This window comes from Ensifer sp. (genome assembly GCF_035999185.1).
Taxonomy (GTDB): Bacteria; Pseudomonadota; Alphaproteobacteria; order Rhizobiales; family Rhizobiaceae; genus Ensifer.
This window is the reverse complement of record NZ_DASYHB010000170.1, coordinates 255,846-269,843: the sequence shown is the minus strand read 5'-3', so window position 1 is coordinate 269,843 and position 13,998 is coordinate 255,846. Positions and strand designations below refer to the sequence as shown.

General features: G+C 62.1%; 15 protein-coding genes. 11 read left to right on the top strand and 4 right to left on the bottom strand.

The window, feature by feature from the left end:
• Positions 1-68 precede the first annotated feature (68 nt).
• From VGO04_RS22655 to VGO04_RS22630, 6 genes are all read left to right on the top strand, one after another.
• Positions 69-1,037 carry a DUF808 domain-containing protein gene (locus VGO04_RS22655; RefSeq protein ID WP_327498202.1) on the top strand — a complete coding sequence of 323 codons (969 nt, stop codon included), beginning with the start codon at positions 69-71 and terminating at the stop codon, positions 1,035-1,037.
• 63 nt (positions 1,038-1,100) lie between these two features.
• A complete protein-coding gene (gene speD / locus VGO04_RS22650) occupies positions 1,101-1,541 on the top strand; it encodes an adenosylmethionine decarboxylase (RefSeq protein WP_327498201.1) in 441 nt (146 codons plus the stop codon).
• A gap of 22 nt (positions 1,542-1,563) precedes the next feature.
• Positions 1,564-2,415, top strand: coding sequence for a DUF350 domain-containing protein (locus VGO04_RS22645; RefSeq protein WP_327498200.1), 852 nt, complete (start codon positions 1,564-1,566; stop codon positions 2,413-2,415).
• A gap of 13 nt (positions 2,416-2,428) precedes the next feature.
• Complete coding sequence (locus VGO04_RS22640; RefSeq protein ID WP_327498199.1) at positions 2,429-3,094, top strand: hypothetical protein; 666 nt, start codon at positions 2,429-2,431, stop codon at positions 3,092-3,094.
• Complete coding sequence (locus VGO04_RS22635) at positions 3,091-3,327, top strand: hypothetical protein (RefSeq protein WP_327498198.1); 237 nt, start codon at positions 3,091-3,093, stop codon at positions 3,325-3,327. The genes VGO04_RS22640 and VGO04_RS22635 overlap by 4 nt, the downstream gene beginning before the upstream one ends.
• Positions 3,324-4,874: a polyamine aminopropyltransferase gene (locus tag VGO04_RS22630; protein ID WP_327498197.1), complete on the top strand. Its 1,551-nt coding sequence runs from the start codon at positions 3,324-3,326 to the stop codon at positions 4,872-4,874. Before VGO04_RS22635 ends, VGO04_RS22630 begins: the two co-directional genes overlap by 4 nt.
• 100 nt (positions 4,875-4,974) lie before the next feature.
• Here the strand turns inward: VGO04_RS22630 and speB are convergent, their stop codons facing one another.
• Positions 4,975-5,928 (bottom strand): agmatinase, encoded by a 954-nt coding sequence (speB, locus tag VGO04_RS22625; protein WP_327498196.1) that lies wholly within the window; start codon positions 5,926-5,928, stop codon positions 4,975-4,977.
• A gap of 240 nt (positions 5,929-6,168) precedes the next feature.
• Between speB and VGO04_RS22620 the strand changes: the two genes are divergently transcribed.
• Genes VGO04_RS22620 through VGO04_RS22605 form a run of 4 tightly spaced genes read left to right on the top strand, consistent with a single transcriptional unit; the run spans position 6,169 to position 10,084 of the window.
• Positions 6,169-7,275, top strand: coding sequence for an extracellular solute-binding protein (locus VGO04_RS22620; RefSeq protein ID WP_327498195.1), 1,107 nt, complete (start codon positions 6,169-6,171; stop codon positions 7,273-7,275).
• Between the two features lie 29 nt (positions 7,276-7,304).
• The gene (locus VGO04_RS22615) at positions 7,305-8,372 is read left to right on the top strand and encodes an ABC transporter ATP-binding protein (protein WP_327498194.1); all 1,068 of its coding nucleotides are present in this window, start codon (positions 7,305-7,307) and stop codon (positions 8,370-8,372) included.
• A gap of 9 nt (positions 8,373-8,381) precedes the next feature.
• On the top strand, positions 8,382-9,284 hold the full coding sequence (locus VGO04_RS22610; protein WP_327498193.1) for an ABC transporter permease subunit: 903 nt from the start codon (positions 8,382-8,384) through the stop codon (positions 9,282-9,284).
• An 11-nt stretch (positions 9,285-9,295) separates the two neighbouring features.
• Positions 9,296-10,084 carry an ABC transporter permease gene (locus VGO04_RS22605; RefSeq protein WP_327498192.1) on the top strand — a complete coding sequence of 263 codons (789 nt, stop codon included), beginning with the start codon at positions 9,296-9,298 and terminating at the stop codon, positions 10,082-10,084.
• A gap of 84 nt (positions 10,085-10,168) precedes the next feature.
• On the opposite strand, the gene VGO04_RS22600 is transcribed toward VGO04_RS22605, so the two are convergent.
• The 3 genes from VGO04_RS22600 to VGO04_RS22590 form a co-directional block, all read right to left on the bottom strand.
• Positions 10,169-10,672, bottom strand: a complete 504-nt coding sequence (locus VGO04_RS22600) for a gluconokinase (protein WP_327498191.1) — start codon at positions 10,670-10,672, stop codon at positions 10,169-10,171.
• A 2-nt stretch (positions 10,673-10,674) separates the two neighbouring features.
• Positions 10,675-12,051, bottom strand: coding sequence for a GntP family permease (locus VGO04_RS22595; RefSeq protein WP_327498190.1), 1,377 nt, complete (start codon positions 12,049-12,051; stop codon positions 10,675-10,677).
• Positions 12,052-12,321: 270 nt separating this feature from the next.
• Positions 12,322-13,209 (bottom strand): helix-turn-helix transcriptional regulator, encoded by an 888-nt coding sequence (locus VGO04_RS22590; protein WP_327498189.1) that lies wholly within the window; start codon positions 13,207-13,209, stop codon positions 12,322-12,324.
• A gap of 377 nt (positions 13,210-13,586) precedes the next feature.
• Here VGO04_RS22590 and VGO04_RS22585 point away from each other — a divergent pair, with 377 nt between their 5' ends.
• Positions 13,587-13,964: a cupin domain-containing protein gene (locus VGO04_RS22585; RefSeq protein WP_327498188.1), complete on the top strand. Its 378-nt coding sequence runs from the start codon at positions 13,587-13,589 to the stop codon at positions 13,962-13,964.
• The last annotated feature ends 34 nt before the right edge of the window (positions 13,965-13,998 follow it).

The window sequence follows — 13,998 nt, the reverse complement described above, 5'->3', positions numbered from 1 at the left end:
CGTTGACTCGACACGCTATGGTGGTTACTCGCGATGAGCTTTTCGGATTCTCAAAGGGTTAGCAGTTCATGGCCACCGGTCTTATCGCCCTCCTCGACGACGTTGCAGCCATCGCCAAAATGGCGGCCGCCTCGCTGGACGACGTTGCCGCCCAAACCGCCAAGGCCAGCGTCAAGGCGGCGGGCGTCGTGATCGACGATGCTGCCGTGACCCCGCGCTATGTGGTGGGCCTGACGCCGGAAAGGGAGTTGCCGATCATCGCCCGGATCGCCGTCGGCTCCTTGAAAAACAAGCTGCTCTTCCTTTTACCCGGCGCGCTGCTGCTCGGCTATTTCGCGCCCTGGGCGATCACCCCGCTGCTCATGCTTGGCGGCATCTATCTGTGCTACGAGGGTGCCGAGAAGTTGTATGGCGCCGTTTTCCCGCATGCGGCGCACGCCCATGAGGAAGCGGTCCTCGGCGAAAAGAGCGATCCGGTGGCACTTGAAAACGAGAAGGTTTCCGGCGCCATCCGCACCGACTTCATCCTTTCCGCCGAGATCATGGCGCTGACGTTGTCAATGATCGCCGATGCCGGCATCTACATGCAGGGCGCGGTTCTCGCCAGCGTCGGCATCCTGATCACGCTCGCAGTCTACGGCGCCGTCGCGCTGATCGTCAAAGCCGACGATGCCGGCGTCGCGCTGGCAAAGAACCCGCTCTCCGCCCTGCGGCTCTTCGGCCGCGGCCTCGTTTTCGGCATGCCGGTGTTCCTGAAAATTCTTGCCTCAATCGGCACCGCGGCCATGCTCTGGGTCGGCGGCAGCATTCTCGTGCACGGCATGGCGCAACTCGGCAAGGCCGGACCGGAACACCTGATCCACGATCTATCCGAAACGGTCGCTCATGCGCTCGCCTTCGCACCGGGTCTGGTCGGCTGGTTGACGACCTCGGCGCTCCAGGCCTTGCTTGCCATCGTCGTCGGGGCCGTGACCATCGTCGTCATGGGCAATGTCGTCGCGCCGATCTGGGGTCGCCTCAGGCCCGCAAAGGGCTGATCCGGCGCGAAGCCGCGCCGCGATCGACTTCTCAAAACCTGCCCACCTCAAAGGTCCCCAGGCATGACCGCAAACGACAATGGGTATCGTCCGGCCGGGACGCACCTTCTCTTGGACTTTTGGGGAGCGAGCGGCCTCGGTGACAAGGATGGCATCGACGCTGCCTTGCGGGAAGCCGCCGACGCCTGTGGTGCGACGCTGCTTGACATGCGCCTGCATCAGTTCGGTGGCGAAGGTGGCGTGACCGGAGTGGCGCTCCTGGCGGAATCCCATATCAGCATCCACACCTGGCCGGAGAACGGCTACGCCGCGCTCGACATTTTCGTTTGCGGAGGCTGCGACCCCGAGAAAGCAGTCGCGCCGCTTCGGCAAAGGTTCAATCCGGCACGTTTCGAAATCACGACCGTCGCAAGAGGGCTGCGCGCGGATATTTCGAGCAAGGGTTGTACCACCCCCTTGAACGAAGCGCCGAAGCCCCATAAGCCTAGCTTCGATTTTTCATAGCGTACGATACAACGAGCCTTCGATGGACCTCAGGAATTTCGTTCTCGATGACGTGGCGCGAGCGCCGGCGTTCATCCTTCTCTACCTCGTGCTGTTCCTGCTTTCGAAATGGCTGAAGGGGGTGTTGCGGCCCTATGACATCGACCACGAGCTCGCGACCAAGGACAATCACGCCGTGGCGCTGGCGACCAGCGGCTACTATCTGGCGACGGCGGTCATCTATTGCGCGGCCCTTATCGGCCCCTCCAACGGCCTGCGAGAAGATCTCATTGCCGTGGGCGGCTATGCTTTGCTCGGGCTGGTGATGCTCAATTTCAGCGGCTGGTTCGCCGACCTCGCGATCCTCAGAAAGTTCTGCGACACGAAGCAACTTATTCAGGAAAAGAATGCCGGGGTCGGCGCGGCGCATTTCGGCATCTATCTGGCAACTGGTCTCATCGCGGCCGGCGCCGTATCGGGGGAAGGCGGCGGCGTCGTTTCCGCCATCGTTTTCTTTATCCTTGGCCAGATCTCGCTGCTCGTCTTCGGCTTCGTCTACGAGAGATTGTCGCCCTACGACATTCACGAACAGTTGCAGAACCGGAACACGGCTGCAGGCATCGCTTTCGGCGGCCACATCATCGCGCTCGCGATCATCGTGATGAATGCCGCAGCCGGCAATTTCATCGACTGGAAAAGCGACCTGGCACAGTTCGGCCTGGCAAACCTGATCGCCTTCATCTTCCTTCCGGTCATTCGGCTGGTGGTCGATCGCCTGGTCATCCCAGGCCAATCGCTGGCGCGGGAAATCCGCGACGACCGGAACGTCGGTGCGGGCATCCTGGAAGCGACGAGTGCCATCGCCTTCGCCGCCGTTCTTGCATTTCTGCTTTAGTCGGACGGCTGGCATGTCGAAGGTGCTCCCCGGGCAATCTAACAAGCGTGGCACACGAGCGGACCCGTCCGGTCTCGACTATGGCCGGATCGCGTCCGTCTATCTGGTCTTCGGCCTCCTTGGCCTGTTCACGGCCTGGGTCTTTAGCTGGCAATCGGAAAAGATCTTCGCGGGTCCGCCAAATCCTGCGGCAAGCGTGGCAGCGACAGATGAACCGCAGGAGGCCGGAGAACAGGTTCCGACGCAGAACTTCGGGCTGATCGGACCGTTTTCCGTTACCAAGGCCAACGAGGTTTTCCGTGTAACAGTGGCTGCCGACGTCCAGGTGAACAGGTGGTCTTTCGTCGAGGCCGAGCTGCTCGACGCTGAAAGGGACTACTTGTTTTCCTTCGGCCAGGAGCTTTGGCACGAGACCGGTTGGGACAGCGATGGCTCTTGGGCCGAGGCCGATGAAACCTACGAGATGAAGCTTACGGTTCCCTCGGCAGGCCAATACTACCTCAACATCAAGACGCAGGGCGCCGTCGCGCCGAATTACGTCACCGTCGCCATCCACCGGGTCTATGGCAGCAGTATCCCTCACCTGATTTTCGGCGTCCTGACGCTGCTGATCGGCATCGTTCTCAACGAAATTGCCAACCGGACAATCGTCCGGATCGCAGCGAGGGGCTTCAAATGAACGATGCGACCAGGCGCGTGGTGTATGCAACGGCGACGATCTTGAGTGCGATCTATCTCGTCCTCTTCTACTTCGCACTCGATGGCTACGGCTATTCCGGCCACGGCGGCTCTCACGCCCGCGCATCCCGTTGGTATTGGGGTGGCCCTGAAACCTTTCATGACCCGAACAACCGCGCCGGCAGCGTCGACGGCACCAACCGGCTGGGTGGCGGACCGGAAAGCGGCAAGTGAGCAAGGTTGACGACCAGGCACAGGCAAGCGGCAGCGCCAGGCAATCCCTGACGCTGGTCTTCTGCGCCTTCATCTCCGGGCTTTGCTCGATCATCTACGAACTGCTGATCGCCACCACCGCCTCCTACTTCCTCGGCGACAGCGTCAAGTTCTTCTCGCTGACCATCGGCATCTACATGGCGTCGATGGGGGTCGGCACGTACCTTTCGAAATACATCGAGAAGGACATCCTGGTCCGCTTCGTGCAGATCGAACTGGCGCTGGCGTTTCTCGGCGGCGTCAGCATTCCCGTGCTCTACTTCTCCTATGCCTGGACCAGCTTCTTCATTCATTTCTACCTGTTTTTCACGGTCGTAATCGGCGTCCTCATCGGGCTGGAGATTCCGTTCCTGACGCGGCTGATGGAGCGCTACAGCCAGCTCAAGGTGAACATCGCCAACATTCTCTCCTTCGACTATTTCGGCGCCTTGATCGCGACGATTTCCTTCCCGTTCTTCCTGCTGCCCTTCTTTGGCGTCTACCAGTCGTCGTTGCTCTTCGGCTTCGCCAACATGTCGATCGGCTTCGCCATCTTGAAAGTCTTTGCGGACGAGATCGGCGAGAGGTCCCGGCCGCTGATGCGCCTGACGCTGATCCTGACGGCACTCTTGGTGGCACTGATCGCGCTGTCGCACACGTTCCTCGATCGCTGGGACCAGAGCCTTTACGAGGACCGCATCATCTACAGCGAGCAATCGCGGTATCAGCGCATTGTCGCCACGCGCGACCGGGACGACCTGAGGCTCTATCTCGACGGCAATCTGCAGTTCTCGTCGATCGACGAATACCGCTATCACGAGGCCCTCGTTCACATCCCGCTGTCGCTGAGCCCAAGGCCCGCCACTCGCGTGCTCCTTCTCGGCGCGGGCGATGGCCTGGCGGCGCGAGAACTGCTGAAATATCCTGGTATCAAGGAGATCGTGCTGGTCGATCTCGACCCGGCCATGATCCAATTGGCCAGCACCAACCCGCAGATCCTGGCGCTCAACGGCGGCGCGCTGCAATCGGAGAAGGTCAAGGTCGTGCTCGCGGATGCCTTCGGCTTCCTGCAAGACAATCGCCAGCCCTTCGACTACATCGTCGCCGACCTGCCGGATCCGAACAACAGCGGGCTCGCCCGGCTTTACAGCAAGCAATTCTATCGGCTGGTTCGCAACAATCTCGTGCCGGGCGGATTGTTCGTGACCCAGGCGACGAGCCCGTACTTCGCGCCGAAGGCGTTCGCGAGCATCGCCAGGACCGTCGAAGCGGCCGGCTTCGGCAACCTCTATCCCTACCACGCCAACGTACCCTCGTTCGGCGATTGGGGTTTCGTGCTGGCAAGCGATACGCCGCTCGATACGTCACGCGTGGCGCTCGGCGTTTCCACACGCTACCTCGATCAGGCCAATGTGGCGAAGCACTTCCTGTTCGAGAAGGACATCGTCGCAAGCGGCGTCGAGATCAATACGCTCGATCGTCCCGTGCTGCTCGACTACTACCTCGCCGGTTGGCGGAACTACCGCTAAGCCTCCCGCCCTTTGCCTGGAGGCGCCCGCGCCGAAAAAGTGCAGGCATGATGGATGCCCGTCGAGCCTTCCATCATGCCGATTGCCGGCCTTCTTCGGGCTAGCGCTTGTACTTGACGCCCGGCAGTACGCAGAGCATTTCGTAGAGCAGGTTCGCGGCCGTGATCGCCGTCGTTCCCGTTGTATCGAACGGTGGGCTCACCTCGACGAGATCGGCGCCGACCAGATTGAGACCGCGGCAGCCGCGGATGATTTCGAGTGCCTGGATGACGGTGAGGCCACCGATTTCGGGCGTGCCGGTGCCCGGAGCATAGGCCGGGTCGAGACTGTCGATATCGAAGGTCAGATAGGTCTTGTGGCTGCCGATCTTCGCACGGATGCCTTCGATCAGCGGCGCCAGCGACTTGTGCCAGCACTCCTCGGCCGGGACGACGGTGAAGCCCTTGTCGCGCGACCAGTCGAAATCGTCTGACGCATAACCGGTGCCGCGCAGGCCGATCTGGAACACGAGGTTCGGGTTGAGGCAGCCGTCCTCGAAGGCGCGGCGGAACGGCGTTCCATGTGCGATCTTCTCGCCGAACATCGTGTCGTTGATATCCGCGTGGGCGTCGACATGGATGAGCGCGACAGGCCCGTGCTTTTCGGCAATCGCCTTCAGGATCGGATAGCTGATCGTATGATCACCGCCGAGCGTCAGCGGAATGCAGTCGTGCTTGAGGATCTCAGCGATGTTGCGGGTGATGATCTCCATGTTGGCCGGCAGGTTGAAGGTGTTGATGGCGATATCGCCAATGTCAGCCACCTGCAGGCTCTCGAATGGGGCTGCCCCGGTCGCCATGTTGTACGGGCGGATCATCACGGACTCGGCGCGGATCTGGCGCGGTCCGTAGCGCGTGCCGGAGCGGTTGGACGCGCCGATATCCATGGGGATGCCGACGAAGCAGGCATCGAGACCCGAAGCCGACGTCGCCGTCGGCAGGCGCATCATCGTGCCCGGGCCGCCGAAGCGGGGCATGTCGTTGCCGCCGAGCGGCTGGTTGAATGTCTCATCCATGGAAGCTCTCCCTTTTGATTTCGCCGGAACCCTATCAGGCGCTGCAGGCCGAGAAATGCCCAACGATCGAATGTTACTTCGATCGCCATCAAACCAACATGTCCGAACAGCGCAGGCGGGCGTCGATTGCCATGTACGACGACTGCTGGCCTGCCGCACCTAGCCAAAGGGAGTGTTGCCCTCGCGGGAGCCGCCAATCACTTTGGCGAAAACAAAAACAGGCCGTCCTTGGGAGGAACCATGCAAAACTTAACTCGCACCGCCCTGCGCTCCATATTTGCCGCGTCGCTCGCGGCCATCGCCGTCTCAACGACCGCCCGGGCCGAAGACAAGCTCTTCATCTACAATTTCTCCGACTACTTCGCCGAAGACACGGTCTCGAACTTCCAGGCACGCAGCGGTGTCGAGACGCGGGTCGACTTCTACGATTCCCTCGAGGTGCTCGAAACCCGGCTGCTTGCCGGCGGCAGCGGCTTCGATGTCGCCTTTCCGAGCGCGACTGTCGGCGAACGCCTGATCCAGTCCGGCGCGCTGAAGCCGATTGATCCAGCAAGCCTGAAGAACTACGGCAACCTCGACAAGGAGCTGCTGAAACTTGTCGCCGAACATGACCCGGACAACAAATATCTCATCCCCTACATGTGGCTGACGACCGGCGTCGCCTACAACGCGAAACTCGTCAGCGAGCGGCTGCCCAACGCACCGGTCAACAGCCTCGACATGTTCTTCAAGCCCGAGGTCGCCGCGAAGTTTCAGGATTGCGGCATCGGCATCGTCGATGCGCCGAACGAGGTGATCCCGATCGCGCTCAACTATCTCGGCCTCGACCCCTACTCCACCAAGCCTGATGATCTCGACAAGGCGAAGGAACTGCTGCTGAAGCTGCGTCCCTTCATCCGCCACATGCAGAGCGGCCAACTGGTGGCCGACATGGCCTCTGGCCAGCTTTGCCTGGCGCTGATGTGGAGCGGCGACGCCGGCATTGCCGCTGCCCGCGCCGAGGAAGCAGAGACCGGCGTTGCCGTCGACTATTCCATCCCCAAGGAAGGCACGATCATCTCCTTCGACACGATGGCGATCCCGGCAGACGCGCCCGACGCCGATCAGGCGCTCGCCTTCATCGATTACATCCTTGAGCCGAAGACCGTCGCTGCGATCAGCAACCATGTCTTCTACGCCAACGCGAACGCAGCGGCGACCGCAGAGGTTGATGCGGCGATCCGCGACAACCCGAACATCTACCCGCCTGCCGACGTCCGCTCCAAGCTCTTCGTCGACAAGTCGCTGCCGCCGCGTCAGACGCGCGAGCGCACCCGCGTCTGGTCGGCCTTCCGAGCCGGCCAATAGACGAACCGTCAACAGCAGGACCAGACCCCGTGCACTCCTATATTTCGATCGAGAACCTGGCGAAGTCCTATGGCGTCGTCAGCGCCGTCAACAACATCAACCTTGGTATCGGCAAGGGCGAATTCTTCTCGCTCCTTGGCCCCTCCGGCTGTGGAAAGTCGACGCTGCTGCGGATGATCGCCGGCTTCGAGACGCCGACATCAGGCGCCATCAAGTTGGAGGGGGCCGACATCACAGACGTCCCGGCCCATCGCCGTCCAACCAACATGATGTTCCAGTCCTATGCGTTGTTTCCGCACCTGACGGTCGGCAGGAACATCGCCTTCGGGCTGCAGCAGGATGGTCTGGCCAAGCCCGAGATCAAGAAGCGCATCGACGACGTCGCCGAGAAACTGCAGCTCACCGCGCTGCTCGACCGCAAGCCGGCGCAGCTTTCCGGCGGTCAGCGCCAGCGCGTGGCGCTGGCCCGTGCCCTCGTCAAACGACCGAAGGTGCTGTTGCTCGACGAGCCGCTCGGCGCGCTCGACAAGAATCTGCGCACCGAGACCCAGCTCGAACTCGTCCGCCTGCAGCGCGAACTCGGCCTCACCTTCATCATCGTGACCCATGACCAGCATGAGGCAATGACCGTTTCCAGCCGCATCGCCATCATGAAACAGGGCCAGGTGCTGCAGGTCGGCTCGCCCCTGGAAGTCTATGAAACGCCGCAGTCGCGCTATGTCGCGAAATTCCTTGGCGAGACCAACGTTTTTGCCGGCGGTCGGGCTGAGCGCAACGGCGACGAACTGCAGATCGACAGCGGCGAAGCGGGCGGGCGCGTGCATGCTGCCTTCACCGACAGGATCGCGCTCGATGCGCCGTTCTGGGTCTCCGTCCGCCCCGAACGGGTACAGCTCGCGACCTCGGGCGCCGGCCTCGAAGGCACTGTCGAGCAACTCACCTATACCGGCGTCGAGCGGCATTACCGGGTTCGGCTGACGTCGGGCGCAACGCTCGACGCGCGCCGGGTCAACCATGGCTGCGAGAGCGACCTTGGCGTCGGCGACCGGGTGTTTGCGAGCTGGTCACCGCAGGCAAGCCGCCTGCTGGCCGAATAGGGGGTCGACATGTCTGCCGTCACGACCACATCTGAAAGCGCGAACTGGGGCAGCCGCCTTCTGATCGCCATTCCCTATGCCTGGCTTCTCGTCCTGTTCCTGGCACCCTTCGCGCTCGTTGCCGTCATCAGCCTGTCGACGGTGCGCCTCGGCATGCCGCCGTTCGAGCCGTTGACCGCCTGGGACGGGTCGATCCTGAGCCTGAGGCTCAACTTCGAGAACTTCCTCTACGTCCTGACCGACGACACCTATCTCCTGGCCTACCTGACGAGCCTGAAAATCGCGGCGATCTCGACAGCGGTCATGCTGCTGATCGCCTATCCGCTCGCCTACGGCATTGCCTCCTGCGCGCCGTCCTCCCGTTCGCTCCTCGTCTTCCTGGTGATCGTGCCGTTCTGGAGCTCGATGTTGATCCGCGTCTATTCCTGGATGAGCATTCTCAGGAACGACGGTCTTTTGAACGCTTTTCTGTTGAAGGTCGGCCTCATCAGCGAGCCGCTGCGCATCCTCAACACCGAAACCGCGATCTATATCGGCATCGTCTACACCTACCTGCCCTTCATGGTACTGCCGATCTATTCTACGCTCGCGAGCGCCGACCGGACATTGATCGAGGCGGCACGCGACCTTGGCTGCTCCAGAGTTTCCGCCTTCTGGCGGGTCACATTCCCCTTGAGCCTGTCCGGCGTGGCTGCCGGTTGCGCGCTGGTCTTCATTCCGGTCGTCGGCGAATTCGTGATCCCGGATCTGCTCGGCGGTGCCGACACGCAGATGATCGGCCGTGCCATCTGGCTCGAATTCTTCAACAACCGCGACTGGCCGATGGCCGCCGCCGTGACCATCGTGCTCCTGGCGCTCCTGGTCGTGCCGATCGTCTATTTCCAATCGCGCCAGTCGCGCAGCCGCACTTGAGGAGCCAGACGATGACGAAACCAAGCTGGTTCAACCGACTGTCGATCCTGTTCGGCCTCGCCTTCCTCTACCTACCGATCGTCGTGCTCGTCATCTACAGCTTCAACGGTTCGAAGCTCGTGACAGTCTGGGGCGGGTTTTCGACGCAATGGTACGCGACGGCTCTCAACAATCCCTCGATCATCGAGGGTGCCAAGGTCAGCTTCCTCGTCGCGGCCGTGTCGGCAACGGTTGCCACCGGTCTCGGCATGCTTGCCGCCGTCGTCATGGTGCGGCTCAGGCGCTTCCGCGGCCGGGCATTGCTCAACGGCATGCTGCTTGCTCCAATGGTGATGCCGGAGGTGGTGATGGCCGTCTCGATGCTGCTGATGTTCGTCACGCTCGGGATCGACCGCGGGCCGCTGACCATCACCCTGGCGCACGCCACCTTTACGCTCTGCTTCGCAACCGTCGTGCTGCAATCGCGGCTCATCGAGCTCGACGCCTCGCTTGAGGAAGCGGCTCGCGATCTCGGCTGCCCGCCGGCCAAGGCATTCGTCAGCGTTGCCTTACCAAACATGGTCCCGGCGATCGTCTCTGCTTGGCTCCTGTCCTTCACCCTGTCGCTCGACGATCTCGTCATTTCGAGCTTCACCACGGGGCCGGGTGCATCGACCCTGCCGATGAAGATCTACTCGCAGATCAAGTTCGGCGTCACACCCGAGATCAACGCCGTCTCGACCATGATCCTCGGCATCGTCGTCCTAGGGCTGGTCGGCGCGCAACTGGCCTCGCGGCGCACGCAGCAAAAGGGCGGATAGCGCCCTTTTGCTAAGCACGGAACAGTTTGACGGACGCTGGCACAGGCGTCGAGCACTAAACCTCTAGGCCGCGTGACGGTTTGCCTAGAAGCCTAGTCCACGCACCGCAAGGTCGACCTGCTCTGCTGTCGGAAGAGCAACGTCAACGACAAGGCCATCCTCGTCCGGGCCCAGAGGCTCAAGGGCGGCAAGCTGGGATTCAAGCAGCGAGGCGGGGAAGAAATGTCCTGCGCGGTGCGAAAGCCGGTCGGCCAGAACGTTGCGGGCGCCGTGGACATGCACGAAGCGCACCCGGGGCGCTCCGCTGCGCAGGATGTCGCGATAGGCGCGTTTCAGGGCCGAGCACCCGATCACCGAGGGGCGACCCGCCGCCTCGTCCTTGGCGATCTCTGCCGCAAGGGCTTTCAGCCATGGGCCGCGATCGTTGTCATCGAGTGGAATGCCGGCGGACATTTTGGCCACGTTCTCTGGCGGATGGAAGCTGTCGCCCTCGATGAAGCGCCAACCGAGCCTTTCGGCAAGCGCCTCCCCGACCGTGGTCTTGCCGCTGCCGGAAACGCCCATCACCACAATGTGCTGCAACACCATGCTCATAGTATCCACCAGCCGACGAGCGCGAAGGCAAAGCCGATGACGCCGAGCAGCGTTTCCATGACCGTCCAGGTTTTCAGGGTAGTGCGTTCGTCCATCTGAAGGAAGCGGCCGACGAGCCAGAACCCGGAATCGTTCACATGGCTCAGGACCGTCGCGCCGCAGGCGATGGCGATGACAAGGAAGCACAAGTCGAAGGAGCTCAGTCCGGTGGTCGCAGCCACGGTCGGCGCGAGAAGTCCCGCCGTCGTCGTCAGCGCCACGGTGGCCGAACCTTGCGCCACGCGAAGGGCGGTCGCGATCAGGAAGGCGGCCACGATCAGCGGCATGCCGATCGCCTCCAAGCTGCCGGCAAGCGCCTGACCGATACCGCTTGCGCGCAGCACGCCGCCGAACATGCCGCCGGCTCCGGTTACCAGGATGATGCCGCAGATCGGGCCAAGCGCACCGTCCATCAGCTTTTCCATATCCTTGGCCGTACGTTGGCCGCTCAGCACCCACATGCCGACAAGGACAGTAATCAGGAGAGCGACCGGTGTCTGCCCTGCCATCCGCAGGACGCTGACCCAGAGCGCATCCCCGTCGAGCACCTTGGCGGCAGCCAAGGTGCCGAGGCCGGTGTTCAGGAAGATCAAGGCAAGCGGCAGCAGCAGCACGAGCATGACAGTCGCAAAAGTCGGTGGCGTCTGGTCGTGCGAAACCTCGCTCGGGGACCCGAGAAGGGTCGGAACCGGCAACTCGAAGCGTTTTCCGGCCCACAGGCCGAAGAGGTAGCTGCCGAGATACCAGGTGGGCAACGCGACAACGAGGCCGACGAGCACGAGGAGGCCGATATCCGCCCCCAAAAGCTCGCTTGCGGCGACGGGGCCCGGATGGGGCGGCAGAAAGGCGTGCATGACGGCGAAGGCACCTGCCGAAGGCAGCGCATAGAGCAGCACCGAGCCGCCGAAGCGGTGGGCAACGCTGAAGATGATGGGAAGCATGACGACGAGGCCGGCGTCAAAAAAGATCGGGAACCCGAACAGAAGCGAGGCTACGCCGAGCGCCATTGGCGCGCGATCGTGGCCGAACTGCCCGATCAACCGGTCGGCAAGCACCTGCGCGCCGCCCGAGACCTCCAGCATCCGCCCGATCATCGCGCCAAAGCCAACCAGCAATGCAACGGAGGCAAGCGTCGAACCGAAGCCCTGCAGCAGCGTCGGGACCACATCCTTAAATGAGATGCCGGTCACAAGCGCGGTGAGCAGGCTCACCAAGACCAACGCCACGAAGGCATGAAGGCGGAACCGCAGGATGAGCAGAAGAAGCAGCCCTACGGCTGCAGCCGCGATGAGCAAAAGCGTCATTGTCCCGTGGACGGGTTCGATCGAAGTCATGAATTCCCTTTACGCAGAAGTCGGTGCGAAGGCCGTATAGTTTCTCGCCTCGTCCTGCAACCTCGGCCAGGAAGGGAATTGGGCATAAGCAAGTGCCCCGCGTCCTACGGTCACAGGCGCAGCCTGACTGGTCTACCGGGATCGCGCCGGGCCTGAGACACCGGAGAAAAAGGCATCAGCCGCTTCAGGATGAACTGCTGGCCGGGCGCCAGGCCGCGAGAAGCGCAAACAGGTTTTCGCCCGCGCCTTCGAACGCCATGGCGGTAACGATCAATGCGAAACGGGCGTGCCGCCTGGAGACAGATAGCTTGTCAGCGGATCCTCGAAGGCGCTGCTTGCCGACGAAACGGCGTCGATGAACAACGAGAACAGGGCCGTCTGTGAGGTGATATCAAGCTTGGCGTAGAGATTGCGGCGATGCAGTTTTACGGTTGCCGGCGAAATACCGAGCTTTTCCGCAGCACCCTTGACCGAGTAGCCGCGCAGGATCATCTGCGCGACCTGGCACTCGCGATCGGTCAGCACACTGCGGCCAAAATTGCGGACCGCCAGCGCCAGGGCGTTTTGAAGCGGTGAACCATCGTCGTCGCCGAGGCTTTCGGGGCGCAGATCACGATAGTGCCTGAGCACCGCCATGCTGAGCAACGGCGCAGCACCTTGCAGGAAATCCTGGTCTTCGCCGCTGAAGGCCGCATGCGAATGGCGACGCGCGAGCGAGATTGCGATCTTGGTATCGGCATCGATGCCGATGAAGACGTTGAACTCGTCGTGCAGGCCCGAATGCCGATAATAATCGCGATAATACTGCGACCGGTCGAAGGACGGGTCGATCTGCCTCAGGCGATAGAGCCCATCGTCACCGTTGTCGAGCGCCAGCCGATAGAACGGGTCCATCCGATAGGGCCCCTGCAGATACGCGCGGATATCGGAAAGCCCCTTGTCGGTGCGCCAGTCGTTAAAGAGGATCTTCGGCGCGGCACCGCGGCGATAAAGGAGCATCAAGCCGGCATCGATAGCAATATGCCGCTTCAGGGACTGCGCCAGCCGATCCTGAAAATCCGAGCAGCCGACACCCGCCATTAGCGACAGGGCCAGATCACCCATGCCTGGCGTCTGCTGCGTGCTTGCACACACTTTGACGATCATCTCGTTGCTCATGATGTTCTCCTCCGGGAGGCACATTAGGGGAAGGTTGAACGCGCAGCAAGCAATGGATGATCACTACGGATTTTCCAAAACTATCATTTGCCAAGGCAAAACAACGCCAAGCGACGCAACAGGCTGGCGGCCAAGGCCGGAGCGGGCCCCGAACAGGAGCCCTCCAACCCTGAACCTAGCCCTTTGGCGTATTCCGGGCGTTGCCGCGCGCGCTTAAAAAATGAGGCAAGTCGCGCAGCAAAGCGGCGGCGAACGAGGCGGATCTCGGCTGTCGGAACACGATCATTCTCCGACGACGATGCTTTCCGCCCGGACCGAAAACCCAAACTCTGGCGGCCGGCACGGGATGCCGCCCGCCTTCATGAAATGGAGTGAACATGTCGAAGGTCATCAAACTCGGGCGCAACGGCGTCGGCCTGCGGGAACTTGAGAAGTGCAGCGTCGTCCCGCCGGAAGCGATCCTGACAGGCTTTGCCGACGAGCTTGGCGACGTCCACTTCGAAAGCCCGGACAAGGCCGTGACGATCGGCACGTGGCAGTCGACGCCCTATGCGGAAATGCTCTCCTACCCCGACGGCAACGAGTACAGCGTCATCCTCTCCGGCAAGGTCGCGATCACCAATCCGGACGGATCGGTGGAGACCTTCGCGGCTGGCGAAAGCTACATCCTGCCGGCCGGTGTCGAAGTTCGTTTCGAAGTCATCGAGACGATGCGCAAGGTCTACGTCCTCTACTCCGCACCCGCCGCGAACTGATGTGAGCGCCCCATGACAAAGGTAAGAAGCAAAG